The sequence below is a fragment of the Micromonospora sp. CB01531 genome, from assembly GCF_001905095.1.
Taxonomy (GTDB): Bacteria; Actinomycetota; Actinomycetes; order Mycobacteriales; family Micromonosporaceae; genus Micromonospora.
This window is the reverse complement of sequence record NZ_LWLS01000061.1, coordinates 292,709-317,856: the sequence shown is the minus strand read 5'-3', so window position 1 is coordinate 317,856 and position 25,148 is coordinate 292,709. Positions and strand designations below refer to the sequence as shown.

21 protein-coding genes are annotated in these 25,148 nt (G+C 73.4%); 12 read left to right on the top strand and 9 right to left on the bottom strand.

Annotated features, from left to right (window positions below):
- The first annotated feature begins 5 nt into the window (after nt 1–5).
- The 4 genes from tsaD (at nt 6) to A6A27_RS13175 (ending at nt 4,860) form a co-directional block, all read left to right on the top strand.
- Complete coding sequence (gene tsaD, locus A6A27_RS13190) at nt 6–1,052, top strand: tRNA (adenosine(37)-N6)-threonylcarbamoyltransferase complex transferase subunit TsaD (RefSeq protein WP_073834871.1); 1,047 nt, start codon at nt 6–8, stop codon at nt 1,050–1,052.
- Nucleotides 1,053–1,067: 15 nt separating this feature from the next.
- On the top strand, nt 1,068–1,322 hold the full coding sequence (locus A6A27_RS13185) for a hypothetical protein (RefSeq protein WP_073834870.1): 255 nt from the start codon (nt 1,068–1,070) through the stop codon (nt 1,320–1,322).
- Nucleotides 1,323–1,393: 71 nt separating this feature from the next.
- Nucleotides 1,394–3,103, top strand: coding sequence for an ABC transporter ATP-binding protein (locus A6A27_RS13180; protein WP_073834869.1), 1,710 nt, complete (start codon nt 1,394–1,396; stop codon nt 3,101–3,103).
- The gene (locus A6A27_RS13175) at nt 3,100–4,860 is read left to right on the top strand and encodes an ABC transporter ATP-binding protein (RefSeq protein ID WP_073834868.1); all 1,761 of its coding nucleotides are present in this window, start codon (nt 3,100–3,102) and stop codon (nt 4,858–4,860) included. The genes A6A27_RS13180 and A6A27_RS13175 overlap by 4 nt, the downstream gene beginning before the upstream one ends.
- A gap of 33 nt (nt 4,861–4,893) precedes the next feature.
- On the opposite strand, the gene A6A27_RS13170 is transcribed toward A6A27_RS13175, so the two are convergent.
- The 6 genes from A6A27_RS13170 to A6A27_RS13145 all read right to left on the bottom strand — a co-directional run bounded on the left by A6A27_RS13170 (nt 4,894) and on the right by A6A27_RS13145 (nt 11,331).
- Nucleotides 4,894–6,075 carry an ROK family transcriptional regulator gene (locus A6A27_RS13170; RefSeq protein WP_073834867.1) on the bottom strand — a complete coding sequence of 394 codons (1,182 nt, stop codon included), beginning with the start codon at nt 6,073–6,075 and terminating at the stop codon, nt 4,894–4,896.
- A gap of 23 nt (nt 6,076–6,098) precedes the next feature.
- Entirely contained in the window at nt 6,099–7,358 is a 1,260-nt protein-coding gene (locus A6A27_RS13165) for a sugar ABC transporter permease (protein WP_073834866.1), read from the bottom strand.
- The gene (locus A6A27_RS13160; RefSeq protein WP_073834865.1) at nt 7,355–8,164 is read right to left on the bottom strand and encodes an ATP-binding cassette domain-containing protein; all 810 of its coding nucleotides are present in this window, start codon (nt 8,162–8,164) and stop codon (nt 7,355–7,357) included. The genes A6A27_RS13165 and A6A27_RS13160 overlap by 4 nt, the downstream gene beginning before the upstream one ends.
- A gap of 115 nt (nt 8,165–8,279) precedes the next feature.
- Complete coding sequence (locus A6A27_RS13155; protein WP_073834864.1) at nt 8,280–9,374, bottom strand: sugar ABC transporter substrate-binding protein; 1,095 nt, start codon at nt 9,372–9,374, stop codon at nt 8,280–8,282.
- Between the two features lie 205 nt (nt 9,375–9,579).
- Nucleotides 9,580–10,059, bottom strand: a complete 480-nt coding sequence (gene ybaK, locus A6A27_RS13150) for a Cys-tRNA(Pro) deacylase (RefSeq protein ID WP_073834863.1) — start codon at nt 10,057–10,059, stop codon at nt 9,580–9,582.
- Between the two features lie 51 nt (nt 10,060–10,110).
- Nucleotides 10,111–11,331 (bottom strand): THUMP-like domain-containing protein, encoded by a 1,221-nt coding sequence (locus A6A27_RS13145; RefSeq protein ID WP_073834862.1) that lies wholly within the window; start codon nt 11,329–11,331, stop codon nt 10,111–10,113.
- A gap of 436 nt (nt 11,332–11,767) precedes the next feature.
- Between A6A27_RS13145 and groES the strand changes: the two genes are divergently transcribed.
- From groES to A6A27_RS13130, 3 genes are all read left to right on the top strand, one after another.
- Nucleotides 11,768–12,082 (top strand): co-chaperone GroES, encoded by a 315-nt coding sequence (gene groES, locus A6A27_RS13140; protein WP_018222648.1) that lies wholly within the window; start codon nt 11,768–11,770, stop codon nt 12,080–12,082.
- 70 nt (nt 12,083–12,152) lie between these two features.
- The gene (gene groL, locus A6A27_RS13135; protein WP_073834861.1) at nt 12,153–13,799 is read left to right on the top strand and encodes a chaperonin GroEL; all 1,647 of its coding nucleotides are present in this window, start codon (nt 12,153–12,155) and stop codon (nt 13,797–13,799) included.
- Nucleotides 13,800–13,917: 118 nt separating this feature from the next.
- The gene (locus tag A6A27_RS13130; protein WP_073834961.1) at nt 13,918–15,549 is read left to right on the top strand and encodes a molybdopterin-dependent oxidoreductase; all 1,632 of its coding nucleotides are present in this window, start codon (nt 13,918–13,920) and stop codon (nt 15,547–15,549) included.
- A gap of 478 nt (nt 15,550–16,027) precedes the next feature.
- On the opposite strand, the gene A6A27_RS13125 is transcribed toward A6A27_RS13130, so the two are convergent.
- Nucleotides 16,028–16,411, bottom strand: a complete 384-nt coding sequence (locus A6A27_RS13125; RefSeq protein ID WP_073834960.1) for a WhiB family transcriptional regulator — start codon at nt 16,409–16,411, stop codon at nt 16,028–16,030.
- A gap of 254 nt (nt 16,412–16,665) precedes the next feature.
- Here A6A27_RS13125 and A6A27_RS13120 point away from each other — a divergent pair, with 254 nt between their 5' ends.
- Nucleotides 16,666–17,481: a helix-turn-helix transcriptional regulator gene (locus A6A27_RS13120; protein WP_073834860.1), complete on the top strand. Its 816-nt coding sequence runs from the start codon at nt 16,666–16,668 to the stop codon at nt 17,479–17,481.
- An 18-nt stretch (nt 17,482–17,499) separates the two neighbouring features.
- Here the strand turns inward: A6A27_RS13120 and A6A27_RS13115 are convergent, their stop codons facing one another.
- Complete coding sequence (locus tag A6A27_RS13115) at nt 17,500–17,910, bottom strand: DUF5319 domain-containing protein (RefSeq protein WP_073834859.1); 411 nt, start codon at nt 17,908–17,910, stop codon at nt 17,500–17,502.
- 198 nt (nt 17,911–18,108) lie between these two features.
- Between A6A27_RS13115 and guaB the strand changes: the two genes are divergently transcribed.
- The 4 genes from guaB (at nt 18,109) to A6A27_RS13095 (ending at nt 23,831) form a co-directional block, all read left to right on the top strand.
- Nucleotides 18,109–19,671: an IMP dehydrogenase gene (gene guaB, locus A6A27_RS13110; protein ID WP_073834858.1), complete on the top strand. Its 1,563-nt coding sequence runs from the start codon at nt 18,109–18,111 to the stop codon at nt 19,669–19,671.
- 30 nt (nt 19,672–19,701) lie between these two features.
- Nucleotides 19,702–20,820 carry a GuaB3 family IMP dehydrogenase-related protein gene (locus A6A27_RS13105; protein ID WP_073834857.1) on the top strand — a complete coding sequence of 373 codons (1,119 nt, stop codon included), beginning with the start codon at nt 19,702–19,704 and terminating at the stop codon, nt 20,818–20,820.
- Between the two features lie 67 nt (nt 20,821–20,887).
- A complete protein-coding gene (locus A6A27_RS13100; RefSeq protein WP_073834856.1) occupies nt 20,888–22,285 on the top strand; it encodes a M1 family metallopeptidase in 1,398 nt (465 codons plus the stop codon).
- A gap of 85 nt (nt 22,286–22,370) precedes the next feature.
- Nucleotides 22,371–23,831, top strand: coding sequence for a M1 family metallopeptidase (locus tag A6A27_RS13095; protein ID WP_073834855.1), 1,461 nt, complete (start codon nt 22,371–22,373; stop codon nt 23,829–23,831).
- Nucleotides 23,832–23,882: 51 nt separating this feature from the next.
- Here A6A27_RS13095 and A6A27_RS13090 read toward each other — a convergent pair whose 3' ends face one another.
- A complete protein-coding gene (locus tag A6A27_RS13090) occupies nt 23,883–25,010 on the bottom strand; it encodes an LCP family protein (RefSeq protein ID WP_073834854.1) in 1,128 nt (375 codons plus the stop codon).
- Between the last annotated feature and the right edge of the window lie 138 nt (nt 25,011–25,148).

The following is a 25,148-nucleotide window of genomic DNA, read 5'->3' as shown; positions in this document are numbered from 1 at the left end:
CGAGCATGGCTGACGAACCCCTGATCCTCGGCATCGAGACCTCCTGCGACGAGACCGGCGTCGGCATCGTCCGCGGGCACACCCTGCTCGCCGACGCGCTGGCCTCCAGCGTCGAGCAGCATGCCCGGTTCGGCGGCGTGGTGCCGGAGGTGGCCAGCCGCGCCCACCTGGAGGCCATCGTGCCGACCATGGATCGGGCGCTGAAGCAGGCCGGGGTGACGATCGCGGACATCGACGCCATCGCCGTCACCTCCGGGCCGGGCCTGGCGGGCGCGCTGCTCGTCGGGGTCGCCGCCGCCAAGGGGTACGCGGTCGCCGCCGAGAAGCCGGTGTACGGGGTGAACCACCTCGCCGCACACGTCGCGGTGGACACGCTGGAGCACGGGCCGCTGCCCGAGCCGGCGATCGCGCTGCTGGTCTCCGGCGGCCACTCCTCGCTGCTGCGCGTGGACGACCTGGCCCGGGGGGTCACCCCGCTCGGCTCGACCATCGACGACGCCGCCGGCGAGGCGTTCGACAAGGTGGCCCGGCTGCTCGGGCTGCCGTTCCCGGGCGGCCCGTGGATCGACCGGGAGGCGCGGGCCGGTGACCCGGCGGCGACCGCCTTCCCGCGTGGCCTGACCGCGCCCAAGGACCTGGCCGCCCACCGCTTCGACTTCTCCTTCTCCGGGCTGAAGACCGCGGTGGCCCGCTGGGTGGAGGCGCGGCAGCGGGCCGGCGAGCCGGTCCCGGTCGCCGACGTGGCCGCGTCCTTCCAGGAGGCGGTCTGCGACGTGCTGGTCGGCAAGGCGCTGGACGCCTGCCGGAGCAGTGGCATCGAGACGCTGGTGATCGGCGGTGGGGTGGCGGCCAACTCGCGGCTGCGGGCGATGGCCGAGGACCGGGCGGCCCGGCACGGCATCCGGGTGCGTACGCCCCGCCCGAACCTCTGCACCGACAACGGCGCGATGGTGGCCGCGCTGGGCTCGCACCTGGTCGCCTCGGGCGTCGCCCCGAGCCGCCTCGACCTGCCCGCCGACTCCGCGATGCCGCTGACCGTGGTCAGCGTCTGAGCGGGCGGGGCTGACGTGATCGTCCGGATGTGGGAGGCGAGGGCCGAGCCGTACGGCTTCGCCGACCTGATCACCTGGGTCTGCGAGACGGTGCTGCCCGAGTTCGAGCACGACCCGCTGCACCTGTCCAGCGAGGTGTTCTCCTCCACCGACCACCGCCTCGTGGTCATCTCCAAGTGGCGGAGCAGCCCGCGGGACCTGCCAGACCCGCCGCCGACCCTGGTCGCCCGCCCGCCGCACGCCTGGGACTTCACGCAGGTCGATCGCTGATCCGGCACTGCCGCCGAGCGGCGGGAATTGGTTGGCGTGGCCCGGTGCCGGCCACCTAGCGTCGGGGCGTCATGCGTTTCTCACCGGCCGGCGATCCCGGCACCCCCGACGCCCGGTCCGCCACCCGTTATCTGGTCTGGCTGGCCGGTCGACACCCGCTGATCTTCAGTGCCGGCCTGGCACTCGGCGTCGTCTGGATGGTGGCGCAGGCGCTGATGCCGGCCGCGGTCGGGCGCGCCGTCGACGCCGGCCTCACCCACCGCGACCCGGACGCCCTGCTGCGCTGGGGGCTCGTGCTGCTGGGGCTGGGCCTCCTCCAGGCCACCGCCGGCATCCTCCGGCACCGCTGCGCGGTGCACAACTGGCTCGGCGCCGCGTACCGGACCGTGCAGGTCGCCGTGGACGCCACCAACCGGCTCGGTGCCGCGCTGCCCCGCCGGGTCGCCGCGGGCGAGGTGGTCAGCATCGGTACGGCCGACATTGAGCACATCGGCAGCGCCATCGACATCACCGCCCGGGGCGCCGGGTCGGTGGTGGCGATCGTCACCGTGGCGATGATCCTGCTGACCGCGTCCGTGCCGCTCGGGCTGGTCGTGGTGCTCGGCGTGCCGCTGCTGATGGGGTTGGTGGCGCTGCTGATCCGGCCGCTGCACCGGCAACAGGCGGCGTACCGGGACTCGACCGGCCGGCTCACCGCCCGCGCCGCCGACATCGTCTCCGGGCTGCGGGTGCTGCGCGGCGTGGGCGGAGAACCGGTGCTCGGCGCCCGCTACCGGGAGCAGTCCCAGGCGCTGCGCGCCGACGGCCTGCGGGTGGCCCGGGTGGAGTCGCTGCTCCAGGCGGCGCAGATCCTGCTGCCCGGCGTCTTCCTGGTGCTGGTGACCTGGCTGGGGGCCCGGTTCGCGCTGGCCGGCGAGATCAGCGCCGGTCAGCTCGTCGCGTTCTACGGCTACACCGCCTTCCTGGTCAGCCCGCTGCGCAACCTCACCGAGGCGGCGGACAAGCTGACCCGGGGGCACGTGGCTGCCCGCCGGGTGGTCCGGTTGCTCCGCCTCGCCCCGGAGTTCACCGACCCGGCCCGCCCGCGGCCGCTGCCCGGCGGGCCGGGCGAGCTGGTGGATGTCCGGTCGGGGCTGGTGCTGCGGCCGGGTCGGCTCACCGCGCTGGCGGCCAGCGTCCCCGAGGACGCGGCCGAGATCGCCGACCGGCTCGGCCGGTATGTCGACGGGGACGTGACGCTGCACGGCGTACCGCTGCGGGACGTGGCACTGGCCACGGTGCGCGAGCGCATCCTGGTGGTCGACAACGACGCGCAGCTCTTCACCGGCCCGCTGCGGGTGGAGCTGGACCCGCACGACCGGGGCGACCGGGCCGCGGTCGAGGCGGCGCTGGCCGTGGCCGGCGCGACCGACATCGTCGACGCGCTGCCCGGCGGGCTGGACAGCCAGGTGGCCGAACGCGGCCGGGAGTTCTCCGGCGGGCAGCGGCAGCGGCTGCGGCTGGCGCGGGCGCTGGTCGCGGACCCGGAGACGCTGATCCTGGTAGAGCCGACCAGCGCGGTGGACGCGCACACCGAGGCGCGGATCGCCGACCGGCTGTGCGTCGCGCGCCCCGGCCGGACCACCCTCGTCTGCACCACCAGTCCGCTGGTGCTCGGCCGTGCCGAGCACGTGGTGTTCGTGGAGGACGGCAAGGTGGTCGCGGAGGGCCGCCACGACGAACTGCTCGCCGCCGAGCCGCGCTACGCGGCCACGGTGAGCCGGGAGGAGGAGGACCGGTGAGCGCCGCCCTGCCCGTCGCCGACGCCGGTCAGGTCCGCCGGTACGCGCGTACCCTGGTCCGCCGGCATCCGCGCGGGCTGGCCGCCGCGCTCGGCCTGCACGCGCTCGCCGCGGCCGCCGGCCTGGTCGCGCCCCGGCTCCTCGGCGACCTGGTGGAGGGGATCTCGCGGGGCGTCGGCACCGTCACCGTCGACCGGATCGCGCTGGCCATCGCCGGTTTCATCGTCGCCCAGTCGGTGCTGGTCCGCTTCGCCCACCTGGCCTCGGCCCGGCTCGGCGAGCGGGTCCTCGCCGAGCTGCGCGAGGAGTTCGTCGAGCGGGTGCTCGCCCTGCCGCTGGCCACGGTGGAGCGCGCCGGCACCGGCGACCTGCTCACCCGCACCTCCCGGGACGTCGCCGCGCTCTCCCGGACGGTGCGGTTCGCCGTGCCGGAGACGCTGATCTCGGCGGTCACCGTGCTGCTGATCCTCGGCGCGTTGCTGCTGACCGGCCCGCTGCTGGTGCTGCCCGCGCTGCTCGCGGTCCCGGTGCTGGTCGCCGGCACCCGGTGGTACCTGCGCCGCGCGCCGGAGGGCTACCTGCGGGAGAACGCGGCGTACTCGGACATCACCGACGGGATCAACGAGGTGGTGGAGGGCTCCCGGACCACCGAGGCGCTGCGGCAGCAGGCCCGCCGCCGGGCCCGCACCGACGCGGACATCCGCCGGTCGTACGCGGCCGAGAAGTACACCCTCCACCTGCGCACGGTCTTCTGGCCGGTGGCCGAGTTCGGCTACGTCGTACCGGTGGTGGCCACCCTGCTGATCGGCGGCTGGTTCCATCTCAAGGGCTGGGTGAGCCTCGGGCAGGTCACCGCCGCCACCCTCTACGCCCAGCAACTGGTGGATCCGGTCGACCGGCTCCTCGCCTGGCTGGACGAGCTGCAGGTCGGCGGCGCCTCGCTGGCCCGGCTGCTCGGGGTGGCGGCCGACCCCACCGCCGCCCCGGCCGACGCCCCGGCGGCACCCAGCGGTCGCGGGCCGGGGCGGGGTGCCGGCCGGCTGGCCGCCCACGACGTCCGGTACGCCTACCGGCCGGGACACGACGTGCTGCACGGCGTGACCCTGGTGCCCCGGCCGGGGGAGAAGCTGGCCATGGTGGGCCCGTCCGGCGCGGGGAAGTCCACGTTGGGGCGGCTGCTGGCCGGGGTGCACCCGCCCCGCTCCGGCTCGGTCACCGTGGATGGCCACCCGCTCACCGGCCTGGCCCTGGCCGAGCTGCGCAGCCACGTCGCACTGGTCAGCCAGGAGCACCACGTCTTCATCGGCACCCTGGCCGAGAACGTGGCGATGGTCCGGCCGGACGCGGAGCCGGCCCAGGTACGCGCCGCACTGGCTGCCGTCGACGCGCTGGGCTGGGCGGAGGCGTTGCCGGGCGGGCTGGACACCCAGGTCGGGGCGGGCGGGCATCAGCTCTCGCCCGCCCAGGCGCAGCAGCTCGCGCTGGCCCGGCTGGTGCTCGCCGACCCGCACACGCTGGTGCTGGACGAGGCCACCTCGCTGATCGACCCGCGCGCCGCCCGGGCGCTGGAACGCTCCCTGGCCGCGGTGCTGGAAGGGCGGACGGTCATCGCCATCGCGCACCGGCTCTTCTCCGCGCACGACGCCGACCGGGTGGCGGTGGTGGAGGACGGCCGGATCACCGAGCTGGGCTCGCACGACGAACTGGTCGCCGCCGGCGGCTCGTACGCCGCGCTCTGGCGCTCCTGGCACGGCTGAGGGGTCGGCGAGCCGGTCGAGCACGGCCGACGGTCAGCCGACGTCGAGGGGGTCGGCGAGGAGGCGGTCGAAGGCCAGTTCGGCGGCCCCGATCAGCGCCGCGTCCGTGCCGAGCTTGGGCGTACGCAGCCGCACGTGCTCCAGGCAGGCGGGCAGCCCGTTGGAGTTGAGCCGGCTGCGGACCTGCGCGGCGGCGGCCAGGTAGAGGTCGCGCATGGTGCCGCCGAAGATGACCATCTCGGGGTTGAAGATGTTGACCAGGTTGGCGACGCCGAAGCCGAGCCAGTCACCGGCCTGCCGGACGGCAGTCTGGGCGCGGGCGTCACCCCGGTCGGCCGCGTCGAAGACGGCCAGCATCGCGTCCCGGCCCCGGGCGTCGGAGCGGCCGGCGGCCCGGAGCAGCCCGTGTTCGCCGATCTCGGTCTCCCAGCAGCCCCGGCGGCCGCACTCGCAGCGGGCCCCGTCGCGGACCACCACCATGTGGCCGACCTCGCCGCTGTAGCCGCCGTGCCCGGTGAGCCGCCGGCCGCCGGCGATGATGCCGGCCCCGACGCCGACGTCCCCGTACAGGTAGATGACGTTGTCGCAGCCGGCCGCGACGCCCCGGGCGTGCTCGGCGAAGGCGGCCACGTCCGCCACGTTGCCGACGGCGATCGGTACGTCGGTGCCCAGCTCGGCGGCGAGCGCCGCGCCGATCGGCTCGTCCACCCAGCCGGTGGTCGGGCTCAGCCGGACCAGCCCGTCCTCCCGGCGGACCATGCCGCAGACGGCGACACCGGCCCCGATACAGATGGAGCCCGCCGGCACCGACTGGTGCATTTCCTTGACCGCGTCGGCCAGCAGCGGCGCGGCCTCGCCGGCGACCAGGTTGCGGGGCCGGTCCAGCTCTCGGCGGTCGAGCACCACACCACCGAGACCGATCCGCGCGGCCCGTAGCCGGTCCACCTCCACGCTGTACGCGTACGCGTAGACCCGGGCCGACTCGGGCCGGACGACCAGCGACGGTCGCCCGGCCCGGCCGGTCTCCTTCGGCGCCCCCTCGCTGACCAGACCGGCGCCGGCCAGGTCGGCGGTCAGCGCGCCGATGGTGCTGCGGTTCAACCCGAGGGCGGTGGTCAGCTCGGCGCGGGTGGTGGCGCCGTGCACGTGCACGTAACGCAGCAATGCGCCCAGGTTCTGCCGACGGATCTCGTCCTGGCTGGGACCTGTGCGCATTGCTACGACCATTCCGAAGTAGTTCAGCGGGTGCCGGTGGCGGCGGAGCGCCGCCGCGACAGCGCGTCGACGCCGGCGGCGAGCAGCAGCACCAGGCCGGTGAAGATGTACTTCAGGCCGGAGCTCAGGTCCAGCAGTCCCATGCCGTTGATGATGACAGCCACCACCGCGCCGCCCAGCACCGCGTTGATCATCCGGCCCTTGCCGCCGAAGAGGCTGGTGCCGCCGATGACCGCCGCGCCGACCGCGTACAGCAGGACGTTGCTGCCGCCGGTGTTCGGGTCGACGGACCGGTCCTTGCTGGCCGCGATGATGCCGCCGATCGCCGCCATGCCGGAGCAGATCACGAAGGCGGAGATCTTGATGCGGTCCACGTTGATGCCGGCCCGGCGGGCGGCTTCCTGGTTGCCGCCGACGGCGTAGAGGTGCCGGCCGTACGCGGTGCGGTTGAGCACGAAGGTCCAGAAGACCAGCAGCACCCCGATGATCGGCACGACCACCGGCATGCCCTTGTTCGAGGTGATCAGCGGGTTGATGCTGCGCTCCTGGTTGAGCACGAGGACGGCGAGGCCGATCAGCACGGCGAGCCCGGCGATCCGGGCGAGTACCACCGCGATCGGGTCGGTGACCAGGCCGCGGGCGGCCCGGTTCCGGTGCCGCAGCAGCTGCGCGGCGGCGTACCCGAGGACCGCGACGGCGGCCAGCACCCAGCCGATGGCGGGCGGGATCCGGTCGTTCTCGATGCCGACGATGACCCCGTCGCTGATCGAGATGTTGGTGCCTTCCTTCATGAGCAGCAGCACGACGCCCTGGAAGGCGAGGAAGCCGGCCAGGGTGACCACGAAGGAGGGGATGCCCACCTTGGCCACCAGGAAGCCCAGGGTCAGGCCGATCACCACGCCGGTGGCCAGCGCGGCGAGCACCGCCACGTACCAGGGGTAGCCCAGGACGCTGACCACGTTGGCCAGGATCGCCGCGCAGACGCCGCTGGCGAAGCCGGCGGAGAGGTCGATCTCGCCGAGCAGCAGCACGAAGATCAGGCCCATCGCGATCACGGTGACCGCGGCGCCCTGGGTGAACAGGTTCGCGAAGTTCGCCGCGGAGAAGAAGACCGGGCGGACGATCGCGAAGACCACGCAGAGCACGACGAGGCCGATGACCGCGGGCAGGGAACCGAGGTCGCCGCCGCGTACCCGGGCGAGGTAGCTGCGGACGTGGTCGCCGACGGTGGGCGCCGGCGTGACGGCCGCGGGCCCTTCCTGCTGGACGACGGTGGTGGTCATCGGAGGGCTCCTGGGGTCGCGTCGGCGGGCTCGTGGCCGTTGCCCGACTCGGTGGCGAGGCCGAGGTTGCCGGAGCGGCCGGCGGTGATCAGCTCGACCACCTGCGAGTGGGTGATTTCGGTGGTCTTCACCTGGGCGACCATCTGGCCGAGGTAGAGCGCGGCGATCCGGTCGGAGACGGCGAAGACGTCGTTCATGTTGTGCGAGATGAGCACCACGGCCAGGCCTTTGTCCGCCAGCCGGCGGACCAGCTCCAGCACCTGTGCGGTCTGCGCGACGCCGAGCGCGGCGGTCGGCTCGTCGAGGATGACCAGCTTGCTGTTCCAGAGCACCGCCTTGGCGATCGCCACGGTCTGGCGCTGACCGCCGGAGAGGCTGGAGACGTGCTGGCGCAGCGATTTGACGGTGCGGACGCTCAGCCCGGCCAGCGTCTCGGCGGCCAACTGCTCCATGGTCGGCTCGTCGAGCACGATCCCGCTGCGCTTCTCCCGGCCGAGGAACATGTTCTGCACGATGTCGAGGTTGTCGCAGAGCGCGAGGTCCTGGTAGACGACCTCGATGCCGAGCCCGGCGGCGTCCCGGGGGTTGTTGATGTGCACCGGCTTGCCCTCGAAGAGGAACTCACCGGCATCGGTGGGGTAGATGCCGCTGATGCACTTGACCAGCGTGGACTTGCCGGCGCCGTTGTCGCCGACCAGCGCGGTCACCTCGCCGGGATGGGCGGAGAAGGCGACGTCGCGCAAGACCTGGACGGGACCGAAGCTCTTGTCGATCCCGCGTAGCTCCAGCAGGGGGGTTGCGGACACGGGGGTCTCCTTTGCGCGGAGGGGAGATCTCGGAGCCCGTCCGGTGGCGCGTCCGCCCGGCACGGTGGGCACCGTGCCGGGCGGCGTCGCCGGAGCGGGATGGTGCGCGTACGGGTCAGCTGATGCCGGCGTCGGCGCAGAGCTTCGCGTACGCCCCGGTGCAGAGCTCTTCCTTGGTCACGAAGCCGTCGGCCACGACGTCCTTGACGTTGTCCTTGTAGATGGCCTTCGGCTCGAGCAGCACGGCGGCGACGTCCCGACCGCTCTCCGGGTCCTTCACCGACTGGCCGGTGTCCTTCCGCTGGCCCTTGGCGAGCGAGATGGCGAGATCGGCGGCCGCGTCCGCCTCCTTCTTGATCGCCTTGTAGACCGTCATGCACTGGTCACCGGCGAGGATGTTCTGCAGGCCCTGCGGCGTGGCGTCCTGGCCGGTCACCGGGACCTTGCCGTTGAGCTGGTTCTTCTTGAGCACCGAGATGGCCGCGTTGCCGAGACCGTCGTTGGCCGCGAGCACGCCGTCGATCTTGCCCTTGGTCTGGGTGAGCATCTGCTCGAAGATCACGCCGGCCTGCGCGTTGTCCCAGTCCGGAACGGACTGGTCCGGGCCCTTCACGTACTCCTTGGCGTCGAACTTCGGCTTGAGCACCGAGTCGTACCCGTTCTTGAACAGGGTGGCGTTGTTGTCGGTCGGCGAGCCGTTCAGGTAGGCGATGACCGGGCTCTTGGCACCCTTGTCGGTCAGGCACTTGCTCAGGCCCTCACCCTGGAGCTTGCCGACGGCCTCGTTGTCGAAGCTGACGTAGTACTGGGCGGAGCCGCCGAGGGTCAGCCGGTCGTAGTCGATGGTGGCGACGCCCTGCGACTTCGCCTTCTCGAGCACCGCCTTGCCGGTGCCGGAGTCCAGGTTGACGATCATCAGGGCGGTCACGCCGCTGGTCAGCATGCCGTCCGCGATGGTGGAGAAGGCGGACTTGTCGCCCTGGGCGTTCTGGATCGTGTAGTCGACGCCGGCGGTCTTGAACGCCTCCTCCAGGAACTTGCGGTCCGCGCCTTCCCACCGGGCGGAGGACTTGCTGTCCGGGAGGATGACGCCGATCTTCGGCTTCTTGGCGCTGCCGGCCTGGTCGGAACCGCCGTTGTCACCACAGGCGGCCATGCTGCCGGTGGCCAGCAGGCCGACGGCGGCGAAGGTGAGGAAGCCCTTGCGCATGTGCACGGGTCCTTTCCGGGGGTGGGGGAGTGGTCGGTGGTTTGTTGTGTCCGGCAACGTATTCCCGTGCGCGTGAGGAGCGCAAGACTGCCGAGGTCGGTAGTTTGTTGGCGGCGGTAACAATTCAGCAACGCCGCTGTCACCCGGCTGAGAGCGCTCCCCGCGCGAGGTGCGGGAACGCCGTGCGGAGCGACTCCGGGGTGGATCAGGCGGCGGCGATCGGCGCGGTGACGGCGTCGGTCAGCGCGACCAGATCAGCCGGGGCGAGTTGCAGTTGCAGGCCGCGGCGACCCGCCGAGACGTAGACGGTCGGGTGGTCCAGGGCGGACGCGTCGACCACCGTGGGCAGCCGCTTGCGCTGGCCCAGCGGGCTGATCCCGCCGCGCACGTAGCCGGTGGCCCGCTCGGCCAGGGTTCGGTCCGCCATGGTCGCCCGCTTGCCGCCCACCGCGGCGGCCAGGGCCTTGAGGTCCAGCTCCCCGGTGACCGGCACGACCGCCACGGTCAGCCCGCCGTCGACCTCGGTGACCAGGGACTTGAACACCCGCTCCGGCGGCACCCCGAGGGCCGCCGCGACCAGCGCGCCGTAGTTCGGTGCGTCCGGCGAGACCTGGTACGGGTGGGTGCTGTGGCTGATCTTGCGCTTCGCCAGCAGCGCCGTCGCCGGAGTGCCCTGTCCCGCCATGCCAGACAAGCTAACCCCGCCCGGCCCGGCCGGGCGAGTCGAAATCCGGCCTCAGCCCGGCACCGGCTGGCAGATCAGCACGGTCGGCGCGCCGCCCACCCGGGTGAGCATCAGGCTGGCCGCCGCCTTGCCGGCGAGCTTCAGGTCCCGGCGCAGCTGCTCCGGCTCCAGCGCCGAGCCGCGCTTGAGGATCTCGACCCGGCCCACCTGGCGCTCGCGCAGCAGGGCCCGCAGCCGCTTCAGGGAGAACGGCAGCACGTCGGTGACCTCCAGGCAGCGGGCGAACGGGGTGGCCACCGGCGCGTCGGCGTACAGGTAGGCGATGCTCGGGTCGGCGAGGGTCGCGGGCAGCTCCGCGGCCAGCTCGGCGACCAGGTGCGCGCGGACCACCGCCGGGTCGGGGTCGTACACGTACCGCCGGACCGCGCCCACCGGCGCCTCGGCGTCGCCGGTGCCGGTGAGCTGATGGCAGGGGGCCGCTCCGCTGCCGGAGGCGTTGAGCGGGGGCCCTTCCTTCAGCACGGTCGCGCGGCGGGGCACCTCGGCCAGCTCGCCGCACCAGAGGGCGGCCTCGACCAGGTCGCCGGCTACGCTGACCCACTCCGCCTCGGCGCCTGCCGGGATCAGCGCGTGGTCCAGCCCGGGGGCCACCTTGACCACGGTCCGCGGCACCCGCTCGGCCAGCCCGGTGACGAAGTCCCAGGGCGGCGAGTAGGCGTTCGGGTCGAAGATCCGCCGCCCGGTGCCGGTCGTCCGTCGCGCCGGGTCGCAGAAGACCGCGTCCACCCGGGTCACGTCGAACGCCGTCGCGTCCCCACACTCGACGGTGAACAGGTCGGCCAGCCCAGCCGCCTCGCCGTTCGCGGCGGCCATCGCGGCGGTCACCGGGTCGGCCTCCACTCCGTACACCCGGATGCCGGCGCGGGCGGCGGCGAGTGCGTCGGCGCCTAGGCCGCACGCCAGGTCGGCGAGGGTGCGCACGCCGGCGGCGCGCAGCCGCGCGGCCCGCCGGTCGGCGACCACCCGGCGGGTGGCCTGCTCCAGCCCGGGGCGGGTGAGGAACATGCCGGCGGCCTCGGGCCCGAACTTGCCGACCGCTCGGCGGCGCAGCTCGGCCTGGGTGAGCGCGGCGGCGGCCAGCCCGGCGGGGAACCCCGCCGAGCGGAGCCGGGCCGCCGCGGCCAGCGGGTCGCCGCCGGCCACCTCGGCGGCCGCCGCGAGGGCGGCCGACCCCTCGGGGGTACGCAGCGCGGCAAGCTGGTCGAGATCCACCCGGCCATTCTCCCGGCCCTGGCCGGCGCCTGGTCGCCGACCTGGCGGGGCCCGGCGGGGCGGGATCCCTCGACGTCGCCGACGTGGCGGGTCTGGTGGGCCGGGACCCCGCCACGTTGCCGACCTGGCGAGGGCTCCGTGCCGGGTTACCCGGAGGGTGGCGGTGGCGGCGACGAAGGGTCGCCGGCTCGCCGGGGGCGAAGGTGTGGGCGACACGGGGGCCGTTGCGTTGGCACTCTCCTTGACGGAGTGCTAGCCGAGGAATAACCTGCGATTAGCACTCTCACCCTGAGGGTGCCAACGCCCGGGCCCTGGTGTCCGGGGGTTGAACGCCAGGCGGACCGGCACCCGCGACGACGGCCCCGCCCGGTGGCATGTGGCAGATTGACGCCGGTCGGCATGCCGACCGGCAACGAAACCAGTACCCCAGGAGGGTATGCCCGTGACTACCGCGACCAAGGTTGCGATCAAGCCGCTCGAGGACCGGATCGTGGTCCAGGCGAACGAGGCTGAGACCACCACGGCGTCGGGCATCGTGATCCCCGACACCGCCAAGGAGAAGCCGCAGGAGGGCACCGTCCTCGCTGTCGGCCCGGGCCGGATCGACGACAAGGGTAACCGCGTTCCGATCGACGTGAAGGTCGGCGACACCGTCCTGTACTCGAAGTACGGCGGCACCGAGGTCAAGTACGCCGGCGAGGAGTACCTGGTGCTCTCCGCCCGCGACGTCCTCGCGGTCATCGAGAAGTAAGCAACCGATCAGTGTCGTTGCCCCGGTCCGGCTCGCCGGGCCGGGGCAACGACGCTTCGAAGGGATACCGATGGCGAAGATCCTCAGCTTCTCGGACGACGCCCGGCACCTGCTCGAGCACGGTGTCAACGCTCTCGCGGACGCGGTCAAGGTCACCCTCGGCCCGCGTGGGCGCAACGTCGTCCTGGACAAGAAGTTCGGTGCACCGACGATCACCAACGACGGCGTGACCATCGCCAAGGAGATCGAGCTCACCAACCCGTACGAGAACCTCGGCGCGCAGCTGGTCAAGGAGGTGGCGACCAAGACCAACGACGTCGCCGGCGACGGGACCACCACCGCGACCGTGCTGGCCCAGGCGATGGTCCGCGAGGGCCTGCGCAACGTCGCGGCCGGCGCCAACCCGGCCGGCCTCAAGCGGGGCATCGACGCGGCGGCGAACAAGGTCTCCGAGGCCCTGCTCGGCCGGGCCGTCGAGGTGGCCGACAAGGAGTCGATCGCGCACGTCGCGACGATCTCCGCGCAGGACGCCACCATCGGCGAGCTGATCGCCGAGGCGATGGAGAAGGTCGGCCGCGACGGTGTCATCACCGTCGAGGAGGGCTCCGCGCTCACCACCGAGCTGGAGGTGACCGAGGGCCTCCAGTTCGACAAGGGCTTCATCTCGCCCAACTTCGTCACCGACGTGGAGGGGCAGGAGTCGGTCCTGGAGGACCCGTACATCCTGATCACCACCCAGAAGATCTCGGCGATCGAGGAGCTGCTGCCGCTGCTGGAGAAGGTCCTCCAGCAGAACAAGCCGCTGCTGATCATCGCCGAGGACGTCGAGGGCCAGGCGCTGTCCACCCTGGTGGTCAACGCGATCCGCAAGACCCTCAAGGTCTGCGCGGTGAAGGCTCCCGGCTTCGGCGACCGCCGCAAGGCGATGCTGCAGGACATGGCGATCCTGACCGGTTCCGAGCTGGTCGCCCCGGAGCTGGGCTACAAGCTCGACCAGGTCGGCGTGGAGGTGCTCGGCACCGCCCGCCGCGTGGTGGTCGACAAGGAGACCACCACCGTCGTCGACGGTGGCGGTCGGGCCTCCGAGGTCGCCGACCGGGTTGCCCAGATCCGCAAGGAGATCGAGGCCTCGGACTCCGAGTGGGACCGGGAGAAGCTGGCCGAGCGGCTGGCGAAGCTCTCCGGTGGCGTCGCGGTCATCAAGGCGGGCGCGGCCACCGAGGTCGAGATGAAGGAGCGCAAGCACCGCATCGAGGACGCCATCGCGGCGACCAAGGCCGCGGTGGAGGAGGGTACGGTCCCGGGCGGCGGCGCCGCCCTGGCCCAGGTCCTGCCGGCGCTCGACGACGACCTCGGCTTCACCGGTGACGAGAAGGTCGGCGTCTCGATCGTGCGCAAGGCGCTGGTCGAGCCGCTGCGCTGGATCGCCCAGAACGCCGGCCAGGACGGCTACGTGGTGGTGCAGAAGGTCGCCGGCAAGGAGTGGGGCCACGGCCTCGACGCCGCCAAGGGCGAGTACGTGGACCTGGTCAAGTCCGGCATTATCGACCCGGTGAAGGTGACCCGCAACGCGGTCACCAACGCCGCCTCGATCGCCGGCCTGCTGCTCACCACCGAGAGCCTGGTGGTGGAGAAGCCGGAGAAGGCCGAGCCGGCCGCCGGCGGTGGCCACGGCCACGGCCACGGTCACGGCCACCAGCACGGCCCGGGCTTCTGATTCCCCGTACGGCCTGAGTCAGGGCACACCGCCCACGCGGTGTGCCCTGATCCGTATCTGCTTACGGAACGCTGACGTGGCTGGCGGTCGGCCGCTGGGCACGCCCACACTGGTCGGCGTGAGCAGCATGTCCCGCCGCCGGGCGGCGCTGGCCGGGGTCACCGCCGCGGCCGTGGCGATCGGCTCGGCCGAGCCGGTGGCCGTCCTCACCGGGCCCCGCTCGGCGCCGCTGATCGCGGTCGGCGGCCTGGTGGTCGACCTGGTGCCCGAGCCGCTGAAGCAGTTCGCCATCGCGCTCTTCGGCCGGTACGACAAGATCGCCCTGCTGGTCGGGACGGCGCTGCTGCTGGCCGCGTTCGCCGCGCTGCTCGGCGTGCTCGCGGCCCGGCGACTCTGGGCCGGCTCGGCCGGCATCGCCGGGTTCGCCGCCCTCGGGGTGGCCGCCGCGCTGACCCGGGCCGGCGCGGACGCCGCCGACGCGCTGCCCTCGCTGGTCGGCGGCGGGCTGGGGGCGCTGACGCTCTGGGCCTTCGTCGCCGGCCCGCTGCGGGTGGATCCGGAGCCGGCAGCCCCGGCCACACCACACCGGGCCACCTCACCCGGGCCCACCCCACCCCCGGCCGTCGCCGCGCTCGCGCGGGAGGAGCCCGTCGCGGGGTGGGAGCCGCTGGAGCGCGGCGATCCGGGGCCGCGGCGGCGGTTCCTGCGCGGCGTCGGCCTGCTGGCCGGGACGGCGGCGGTGGCCGGGCTCGGCGGGCACTGGCTGGCCGGCCGGCGGGGCGTCTCGGCGGCCCGGCAGGCGGTGGCCCTGCCCACCCCGGTGGCCCCCGCCCCGCCGGTGCCGGCCGGCGCGGACCTGTCGGTGAGCCGGCTCGCCCCGTACGTGACCCCGAACCGGGAGTTCTACCGGATCGACACCGCCCTGGTGGTGCCGCAGGTGGACCCGGCGACCTGGCGGCTGCGCATCCATGGCCGGGTACGCAAGCCGATCGAGTTGAGCTTCGCCGACCTGCTCGCCCGGCCGATGGTCGAGCGCTACGTGACGCTGGCCTGCGTCTCGAACGAGGTAGGTGGGGACCTGATCGGCAATGCCCGGTGGCTCGGCGTACCGATCAAGGAGTTGCTGGACGAGGCCGAGCCGGAGGAGGGCGCGGACCAGGTGGTCGGGCGCTCGGTCGACGGCTGGACCTGCGGCACCCCGACGGCGGTGCTGCGGGACGGCCGCGACGCGCTGCTCGCGGTCGGCATGAACGGCGAGCCGCTGCCGGTCGAGCACGGCTTCCCGGTGCGCATGGTGGTGCCCGGGCTCTACGGGTACGTCTCGGCGTGCAAGTGGGTGACCGAGTTGGAGCTGACCCGCTTCGCCGACTTCGACGCGTACTGGGTGCCGCGCGGGTGGTCGGCGCAGGCGCCGGTCCGCACCCAGTCGCGGATCGACACGCCGCGCCCGCGCAACCGGCTCACCGCCGGCCCGGTCACGGTCGCCGGGGTGGCCTGGGCCCAGCACCGGGGCATCCGAACCGTCGAGGTACGCGTCGACGGCGGCCCCTGGCAGCAGGCGACGCTCGCCCCGGCGGTCTCGGTGGACACCTGGGTGCAGTGGTCGTGGCGCTGGGCCGCCACCCCGGGCGAGCACACCCTCCAGGTACGCGCCACCGACGCCGACGGCGAGACCCAGCCGGGGGAGCGGCGGCCGGTCGCGCCGGACGGGGCCACCGGCTGGCACACGGTACGGGTCGCCGTCGGTTGAGCCGGCCGGTCCGCGGCGCGGACCAGTTGGGCGGTGACACCTGGACGCTCCTTTGCCCGCACCACCTCGCCTCCCAGACGATCATGAGATCCGGGCCGGCCCGGCTGGCCGGGTGCAGGTGATGGTCGGGAGACTACGAAGTTGATGACGTAGACGATTCACCGGCCGAGGCCGGCGGTCGCCGACCCTTCCGGTCGGGACCCGCTCGCCGGGCTGACCAGTCTCGTCCACCTCGTCAAGCGGAGCTGAATCATCCACGTCATCAAGTTCGTAGTAGCTGAAGGACGACCTGCGTCGCGCTACGGCGACTGGGGCGCGGGCGGCGGGCCGCTGCCGGTCAGGCACGGCCGAGTGCGGCTGCCACCGGCGCTCAGGCGGAGCGGACCCGGCAGGCTCGGCTCGGGGGTAGCGGCCGGGCACGACGCGACGCCGCGCCCGGAGTTCGGGACGCGGCGTCGGGATGGTCGGTGTCGGCCGGTCAGGCGACCTTGCGCTGTTCCGGCACGGTGGACTTGTGCGGCTGGCCGAGCCGGGCCTCCAGCCGGGCCACGTCGACCCGGGTGTGTCGGCGGTCGGCGAGGTCCTCCCAGCCGAGGGCGAGCAGCCGGAGCCGCTCCGCCTCGCTGAACCCACCCCACACGCCGTACGGCTCGCGGACCGACAGGGCGTGGGCGGCGCACTCGGCCCGTACCGGGCAGGCCCGGCAGACGGCCTTGGCGCCGGACTCGCGGCGCAGCCGCGAGGAGCCGCGCTCGCCGTCCGGGTGGAAGAACTGAGCGCTGTCCCTCCCCCGGCAGGCACCGAGCCGCTGCCAGTCCCACAGGTCGACAATGGGTCCAGGCAGTCTGCGTACGTTCGACATCAGCACCCCTCCTCCCGCGCGGCACCGCGGAGAATCCTTCGTGGCCAGCTACCGGTCGGCGGTCCGCGCGGGACACCCGTTTCCGGCCTGATCCCTCGGTACCCGGGCTTTCCCGCGCTCACACATCTTTGATCGAAAACCTGGGGCGGTTGGTGGCATATGCCCCATCTGCCGGAAAAGTTCTGATGATTGCCCGGAACCTCCTCCTGACCCGACCCCGTCGTGGTCTGCTCTGAGGCGGAGAGGAGACGACTGTGCGTAGCGTTCTCGTATGCGTTCGGACACCAATCGCGGCCCAGCACCTGGCCTCCGCGGCGGCGCGGCTCGGGCTGTCCGGCGTCGTCCGGACGGCGGTCTCCGATCCCGAGGTGATGTTGCGGCTCGCCGAACGTCCCGTCGACGTGGTGCTCGCCGACACCGCCCTCACCCGGCCGGACAGCGCGGGCTTCGTCCGGCGGGTGCTCGCCCGGGCGCCCCAGGCCGCGGTGCTGCTGCTGGGAACCGAGGAATCGGAGGCGGCGGCGGCCACCATCAGCGCCGGAGCGCGTGGGCTCATCCAGGGCGCCGACCATGATCTGACCAGCGCGGTGGCGAAGGCCCTGCTGCTGCTCGCCGCTCCTGGACGGGCGGCCAAGCACCGGGTGACCGACCCGGCCCGGGACACCGCGGCGGTCGGCGGGACGGCCCGCTCGGTCGCGCCGGGGCGTACCCCCGCCGGGCCAGCGCCGGCCTGGTCGGCGGGCCCGCCGGAGGTGCCGGGCGGCGCGCCCACGATGGTGCCGGTGCAGCGGGGCGAGGACGCCCCCGATCCGGCCGATGCCGAGCCGGCGCCGGCGGGCGGTCCGCAGCGTGCCACGCCCAACGCCCGCAGCGCCATCGGGCTGACCGAGCGGGAGCTTCAGGTGCTGCTCGGCATGGCCGAGGGGAAGAGCAACGCGGAGATCGGGCGGGAGTTGTTCGTCTCGGAGGACACCGTCAAGACGCACGCCCGCCGGCTGTTCCGCAAGCTGGGCGCCCGGGACCGGGCGCACGCCGTGGCCGCGGGCTTCCGCGCCGGTCTGGTCGCCTGAGCGGCACCGGCCCGCCGGTCAGTCCTCGGCGGACGGGTCGTCCTCGGTGCCCTCGGTCAGGGTGTCGTGCACGCCGTCCGCGTAGCCCCGGGCGTAGTCCCAGCTGACGTAGTGGTCCGGGTCCGGGTCGTAGGCCGGCTCGTGCACCCGCGGCCGCCCGGAGTTGAGCAGGTGGCGCAGGTTGCCCCGGAGCAGGTCCCAGTCGAAGTAGTGCGGCTCGCGGCAGTCCTCGCACTCGATGACCAGGCCGCGCACCCCGATCGGCTGGAGCAGGGCCTGGTAGATCTCCAGGTCGGCGAGGTCCTCCAGGACGTCCTGCCGCTCGACCTCGGTCAGCGGGTCGAGCGGGTCGTCCTCGCGCGGGTCGTGCAGGCCGGCAGCCGGATCGGCCGGGTCGCCGTTGAACGGGTCGATGGGCTCGTCGTGCACCCCCTCACCGTAGTCCCCGCCACACCGAAAAGTCCGCCCCCGGGACTCCCTGTGGCGCCGCCTACCCTGGCCCGCCGCTGCCGGGACCCGCGCTGGTTGGTGGGTACGATGAAGCGACGCGCCGTCATCTGGGCGTGCGCCGGTCCAGGCGCGCGCCGCCTCGCTGAAGCCCGTCCGAAACAGCTCAGGGGAGCAATCGTGGAGAATTCGCCCAGCACCGACCTTACTGCCGGCGTCGACGGCGGCGAGCTGGGCGGTCACCTGCCCGAACTGCCGGCCGGCTCGGCGCGGGTGGTGCCGCTCGGGCTGACCTTCGACGACGTGCTGCTCCAGCCCGGCGAGTCGGACGTCGTCCCGAGCCGGGTGAACACCCGCACCAAGCTCACCCGCACCGTCGAGCTCAACATCCCGCTGCTGTCCAGCGCGATGGACACCGTCACCGAGGCGCGGATGGCGATCGCCATGGCCCGCCAGGGCGGCATCGGTGTGCTGCACCGCAACCTCTCCGTCGAGGACCAGGCGCTCCAGGTCGACCTGGTGAAGCGTTCCGAGTCCGGCATGATCACCAACCCGGTGACCGCCAGCCCGGACGACACCCTCCGCGAGGTCGACTCGCTCTGTGGCCGTTACCGCATCTCCGGCGTGCCGGTGGTCGACGGGCAGGGCGAGCTGGTCGGCATCGTCACCAACCGCGACATGCGCTTCGTCTCCGACCCATCCACCCCGGTCCGCGAGATCATGACCCGCACCCCGCTGGTCACCGCCCCGGTCGGGGTGAGCAAGGACGAGGCGCTGGCGCTGCTCCGGCAGCACAAGGTGGAGAAGCTGCCGATCGTCGATGACTCGGGCAAGCTGCGTGGCCTGATCACGGTCAAGGACTTCACCAAGAGCGAGCAGTACCCGAACGCCACCAAGGACTCCGCTGGCCGGCTCCGGGTCGCCGCGGCGATCGGCGTGGGCGAGGACGCGTACAAGCGGGCCCGCACCCTGGTCGACGCGGGCGTCGACGTGCTGATCGTGGACACCGCACACGGCCACCAGCGCGCGGTGCTGGAGATGGTCGCCCGGCTCAAGAAGGACGTCGCCATCGACATCGTCGGCGGCAACGTGGCCACGTACGCCGGCGCGAAGGCGCTGGTCGACGCGGGCGCGGACGGCGTCAAGGTGGGCGTCGGCCCCGGCGCCATCTGCACCACCCGGATCGTGGCCGGGGTGGGCGTACCGCAGATCACCGCGATCATGGAGGCCGCCCGGGCGGCCCGCCCGGCCGGCGTGCCGGTGATCGGCGACGGCGGCATCCAATACTCGGGCGACATCGCCAAGGCCCTGGTGGCCGGCGCCGACACGGTGATGCTCGGCGGCCTGCTGGCCGGCTGCGAGGAGAGCCCGGGCGAGCTGCTCTTCATCAACGGCAAGCAGTACAAGGCATACCGGGGGATGGGCTCGCTCGGCGCGATGCAGTCCCGCGGCCAGGCCAAGTCGTACTCCAAGGACCGCTACTTCCAGCAGGACGTGACCAGCGACGAGAAGCTGGTCCCGGAGGGCGTCGAGGGCCAGGTGCCCTCCCGGGGCCCGCTCGCCCAGGTCGCCCACCAGCTCGTCGGCGGGCTGCGGCTGGCGATGGGGTACGCCGGTGCCGAGAGCATCCCGGAGTTGCACGAGCGCGGCCAGCTCATCCGGATCACCGCGGCCGGGCTCAAGGAGAGCCACCCGCACGACATCCAGATGACGGTCGAGGCGCCCAACTACCACACCCGCTGACCATCACCCCCAAACCACCTGGAGTCCCCCATGCGTGACGTGGTCGAGATCGGGCTGGGCAAGACCGCGCAGCGCGGCTACCACCTGGACGAGATCGCCATCGTGCCGAGCCGCCGCACCCGGGACGTCGACGACGTCTCCACGGCCTGGCAGCTCGACGCTTACCAGTTCGGCATCCCCTGCGTCGGGCACCCGTCCGACGCGACCATGAGCCCCTCCTCCGCGGTGCAGCTCGGCCAGCTCGGCGGCCTGGGCGTGCTCAACGTCGAAGGCCTGTGGACCCGGTACGAGAACCCGACCAAGGTGCTGGAGGAGCTGGCCGGCCTGGACGAGGAGGCCCGGGCGACCAAGCGGCTCCAGGAGGTGTACGCCGAGCCGATCCGTCCGGACCTGATCGCCGAGCGGGTCCGCGAGCTGCGGGCCGGCGGCGGCACGGTGGCCGTCCGGGTGTCCCCGCAGCACACCCTCGCGCTCGCCCCGGTGATCCTCGACGCCGGCGTGGACATCCTGGTCATCCAGGGCACCATCGTCTCCGCCGAGCACGTCTCCACCACCGACGAGCCGCTGAACCTCAAGGAGTTCATCGCCGACCTCGACCTGCCGGTCATCGTCGGCGGCTGCACCGACTACAAGACCGCGCTGCACCTGATGCGCACCGGCGCGGCCGGCGTGATCGTCGGGATCGGCGGCGACGACTGGTCGACCACGGAGTCGGTGCTCGGCATCCGGGTGCCGATGGCCACCGCCATCGCCGACGCCGCCGCGGCCCGCCGGGACTACCTGGACGAGACCGGCGGCCGGTACGTGCACCTGATCGCCGACGGCGACATCCAGACCTCCGGCGACATCGCCAAGGCCCTCGGCTGCGGCGCGGACGCGGTGATGCTGGGCGAGCCGCTCTCCCGCTGCGCGGAGGCCCCGGCCGGCGGTGCCTGGTGGCACTCGGCGGCCAGCCACCCGTCGCTGCCGCGCGGCGCGTTCGAGGTGGCCGGCGAGCCGCTGGGCGGGATGGAGAAGCTGCTCTTCGGCCCGGCCGACGAGCCGGACGGTCAGCTCAACCTCTTCGGCGGCCTGCGCCGGGCGATGGCCAAGTGCGGCTACCGCGACCTCAAGGAGTTCCAGAAGGTCGGCCTGGTCCTCGACCGCTGACTCGACCGGCGACGGCGCGGGTGTGGATTCCGTCTCACCCGCGCCGTCGCGCGTCTAGGCTCGGCGGATGACACGGGGTCGGCGGTGGTCGGCGGCGGTGCTGGCGGTCGCGCTGCTGGCGGGCGGGTGCACCGACGAGGACGCGAACGCGCGGTTCCGACCCGGGGCGGCCGACCTCGGCGACCCGTACGTGCCGGGGGCCGGCAACGGCGGCTACGACGTCGCCCACTACGCGCTGCGGGTCCGCTACGACCCGGCCAGCGACCGGCTCACCGGCCAGGCCACCGTCACCGTCACCGCGACCGCCGGGCTGTCCCGGTTCCAGTTCGACCTCGCCGGTCTCACCGTCGACCGGGTACGCGTCGACGGCGCCCCGGCCACCCACCGGCGGGACGGCAACGAGCTGATGGTCACCCCGGCGCACGGCCTGCCGGCCGGGAAGCGGTTCACCGTCGAGGTGGCGTACGGCGGGGTGCCGCAGCCGCTGCCCAGCGGCGAGCTGGGCGACGGCGGCTTCCATGCCACCGGCGACGGGGCGATCGCGCTCGGCCAGCCGGAGTCGGCGAGCACCTGGTACCCGGTCAACGACCACCCCTCCGACAAGGCCACCTACGACCTCGAGGTGACCGTCCCGGACGGGCTCGCCGCGCTGAGCAACGGGGTGCCCAAGGGACAGTCCAGCAAGGACGGCTGGACCACCTGGCGCTGGTCCGAGGGGTCGCCGATGGCCAGCTACCTGACCACCCTGGTGATCGGGAACTACCGGGTGTCGACCGGTACGCACGCCGGGAAGCCGCTGGTCACCGCAGTCGCCGCCGGGTTGCCGGCGGACGGGCCGGCCGCCCGGGCGCTGGCCCGGACCGGCGAGGTCGCCGACTTCCTGGCCGAGCGGTTCGGGCCGTACCCGTTCGACGCGTACGGCGGCATCGCGGTCGCCGACGAGCGCATCCGGTACGCGCTGGAGACCCAGACCCGGCCGGTCTACGGGCCGGGCTTCTTCCGGGGCGACCGGCCGAACACCGAGGTGGTGGCGCACGAGCTGGCCCACCAGTGGTTCGGCGACAGCGTCTCGCTGTCGCGGTGGAGCGACATCTGGCTCAACGAGGGCTTCGCCACGTACGCCGAGTGGCTCTGGAACGAGCACGACGGCGTCCGCACCGTGGCGCAGGCCTTCGCCGACCGGTACGCGGTGACCGACTGGACGAAACCGACTGTGGACCCGGGCCGGGCGGCGATGTTCGGCGACGCGGTCTACCAGCGCGGCGCGCTGGCCGTGCACGCGCTGCGCCGCGCGGTCGGCGACGAGACCTTCTTCCGCATGCTGCGCGGCTGGTTGGCCGAGCGGCGGAACGGCACCGCCACCACCGCCGACTTCATCGGGTACGCGGAGCGGATCGCCGGCCGGTCGCTGCGCCCGCTCTTCGACGCCTGGCTGGTCGGTGCCGGCGCGCCCGCCCTGCCGTGACGCGGGCGTGATCATCGATCGGTAGGCTGCCGCGGGCGGAGCGGCCCGGGCAGGGCCGAGACGGGCCGAGGAGGGACCGAGGGCGATGACGCGGGCACGGCGGAGCGGACGACGACGCCTCGGGCTGCTGGCCTGCGGCACGCTGCTGCTCGCCGGCTGCGGCTCGGCCGATCCGGCCGCGGCGCCGACCGTCGGGCCGCCCAGCGCGACGGCCGCGCGGACCTTCGGGCCGGGTGCGGCCGGGGCCGGCGACGCCTACTTCCCGAGCTACGGCAACGGCGGCTACGACGTCACCCACTACCTCGTGCGGGTGCGCTACGACCCGGCGAAGGATCAGCTCACCGGCACCACCGAGCTGCGGGCCACTGCGACGGCGAACCTCTCCGCGTTCAACCTGGACCTGGCCGGGCTGACCGTGCGGTCGGTGACCGTGGACGGGGCCCAGGCTGCCTCCACCCGCACCGACGACGAGCTGGTGGTCACCCCGGCCACCGGCCTGACCTCCGGCAACGGCTTCGTCGTCCAGATCAGGTACGACGGCGAGCCGGCCGCCCTGCCCAACGACGTGCTCGGCGAGGGCGGCTGGCTGCACACCGCCGACGGGGCGATCGCGCTCGGCCAGCCGGAGTCGGCGAGCACCTGGTTCCCGGTCAACGACCACCCCTCCGACAAGGCCACCTACGACTTCGAGATCACCGTGCCGAAGGGGCTCACCGCGGTCAGTAACGGTGTCCCGAAGGGACGGACCACCCAGGGCGACTGGACCACCTGGCGCTGGTCGGAGGGGTCGCCGATGGCGAGCTACCTGGCCACGGTGGCGATCGGGAAGTTCCGGGTGACCACCGGGGAGCACCGGGGACGGCCGGTGTACAGCGCGGTCACCACGAAGGTGGCCGAGGGCGCGCCGGACCGGTCGATCGCCCGGACCACCGAGGTCGCCGACTACCTGGAGAGCGTCTTCGGACCGTACCCGTTCGACGCGTACGGCGGGGTGGTGGTCGCCGACGACCGGATCCGGTACGCGTTGGAGACGCAGAGCCGCCCGGTCTACTCGGCCAGCTTTTTCCGGCAGGGCGACAACACCGGGGTGGTCGCGCACGAGCTGGCCCACCAGTGGTTCGGCAACAGCGTGGCGCTGCAGAAGTGGCAGGACATCTGGCTCAACGAGGGCCTGGCCACGTACGCCGAATGGCTCTGGGCCGAGCACACCGGCCAGTCCACCGTCCAGCGCACCTTCGACCAGAAGTACGCGGGCGCCTCGGGGCAGGTCTGGCGTACCCCGCCGGGCAAGCCGGGGGTGGCGAACCTGTTCAGCCAGTCGGTGTACGAGCGGGGCGGGATGACCGTGCACGCGCTGCGGGTGGCCGTCGGCGACGCCGCCTTCTTCTCCATCCTGCGGACCTGGGCGGAGGAGAAGAAGAACGGCAACGCCACCACGCAGGACTTTGTGGCGCTGGCCGAGCGGATCTCGCACAAGAAGCTCGGCAAGCTCTTCGCCGCCTGGCTCTACGACACCGAACGGCCGGCCGCACCGAAGCGGCTGTGAGGAAGGGCCGCGGTCAACGCCGGCAGCGCAGGCCGTCCCGGCCGACAGCGGTCAGGTCCTGATGCGCAGCGCCGGGTGCGTGGCCAGGAACGCGTCCGCGGTGCCGCCGCGCAGCGCCGCCAGGAACTGCCGGCCCACGGGCTGGAGCTGCTCGCCGCGGTAGGACCCACCCTTGCCCACCGCGTCGCCGGGAAGTCCGACCAGGACGAAACCGTTCGCCGGCAGCCCGCCCAGGGCGTACGCGAACTCCACCAGGCGGCGCCCGCCGCCGGCGTAGACCAGGGTGTCGCCGAGGGCGGCGGCCACCTGGTCGACCCGCGCCGGGTCCCGGGCCAGCCCCTGGTCGAGGATCTTCCGGGCCAGCGCCCGGATGAGTTGCTGCTGGTGGCGCTGCCGGGTGTAGTCGCCGCCGGCGGTGTAGCGCTGGCGGGCGTAGTCCAGCGCCTGCCAGCCGGTCAGGTGGCGGTCGCCCTTCTCGTAGACCATCTGCGGGCCGGTGTAGGTGCTGCCGGAGAGGTTCCGCATTCGCCCGTCGGGTCGGCGGTGGATCGAGGCGACCCGCTGGTCCACGTAGAGGTCCACGCCGCCGAGGATGTCGACCAGCCGGTCGAACCCGCCGAAGTTGATCACCGCGCCCGCGTCGATGCGCAGGCCGGTGTACCGGCTGACCGTGGTGCGCAGCAGTTCGTACCCCTGGGCGGTGCTGGGGTGGGCCTTGTCGCCGGGGACCCGGCTGCCGAAGCTCATCGCGTGGGTCAGCTTCGTCCGGCCGCCCGGGTAGCCGGACTTCGGGAAGGCCGGGATGTCCACCACCAGGTCGCGGGGGAGGGAGAAGAGGTACGCCCGGTCCAGCCCGGCCGGCACGTGCAGGACCAGCACGGCGTCGGAGTGCGGCTCCCAGCCGGGCACGGTGACCCGGGTGTCCACCCCGACCAGCAGCAGGTTGAGCGGGCCGGTGAGGTTGGCGCCCGGCGGCGGGGTGGGGCTGGCCGGGGTCGGGCTCGGGGTGCCGGCGGACGCCGTGGGCGTGGCCGCGCCGGCGGCGGGGCCGGGCGAGGCGCCGGAGGACGGGCGGGAGACCAGCCGGGCGGCCACCACCGCCCCGGCGGCGACCAGCAGTACGGCCGTCAGCGCGGCCAACCCCAGCGGCCAGCGTCGTCTCGATGTCGCGCCCGGCATGGTGGACCCCTTCCCCGATGTCCACTCAACGCGTCAGGGGGCACCGCTGGTTGCGTGGCCCGGCTCCCGGCCCGTCGAGCGCTCTGCATGATCTCCGAAAACTGGCCCTGGCGCGATGGCTACTCGTCGGTAATGATG

Coding starts and splice junctions, on each gene's coding strand:
- A6A27_RS13100 (WP_073834856.1), top strand. CDS start 20,888: ATGACACGGGGTCGGCGGTGGTCGGCGGCGGTGCTGGCGGTCGCGCTG.
- ybaK (WP_073834863.1), bottom strand. CDS start 10,059: ATGGCGGGACAGGGCACTCCGGCGACGGCGCTGCTGGCGAAGCGCAAG.
- groES (WP_018222648.1), top strand. CDS start 11,768: ATGCCCGTGACTACCGCGACCAAGGTTGCGATCAAGCCGCTCGAGGAC.
- A6A27_RS13105 (WP_073834857.1), top strand. CDS start 19,702: ATGCGTGACGTGGTCGAGATCGGGCTGGGCAAGACCGCGCAGCGCGGC.
- A6A27_RS13090 (WP_073834854.1), bottom strand. CDS start 25,010: ATGCCGGGCGCGACATCGAGACGACGCTGGCCGCTGGGGTTGGCCGCG.
- A6A27_RS13165 (WP_073834866.1), bottom strand. CDS start 7,358: ATGACCACCACCGTCGTCCAGCAGGAAGGGCCCGCGGCCGTCACGCCG.
- A6A27_RS13155 (WP_073834864.1), bottom strand. CDS start 9,374: ATGCGCAAGGGCTTCCTCACCTTCGCCGCCGTCGGCCTGCTGGCCACC.
- A6A27_RS13180 (WP_073834869.1), top strand. CDS start 1,394: ATGCGTTTCTCACCGGCCGGCGATCCCGGCACCCCCGACGCCCGGTCC.
- A6A27_RS13125 (WP_073834960.1), bottom strand. CDS start 16,411: ATGTCGAACGTACGCAGACTGCCTGGACCCATTGTCGACCTGTGGGAC.
- A6A27_RS13095 (WP_073834855.1), top strand. CDS start 22,371: ATGACGCGGGCACGGCGGAGCGGACGACGACGCCTCGGGCTGCTGGCC.
- groL (WP_073834861.1), top strand. CDS start 12,153: ATGGCGAAGATCCTCAGCTTCTCGGACGACGCCCGGCACCTGCTCGAG.
- tsaD (WP_073834871.1), top strand. CDS start 6: ATGGCTGACGAACCCCTGATCCTCGGCATCGAGACCTCCTGCGACGAG.
- A6A27_RS13170 (WP_073834867.1), bottom strand. CDS start 6,075: ATGCGCACAGGTCCCAGCCAGGACGAGATCCGTCGGCAGAACCTGGGC.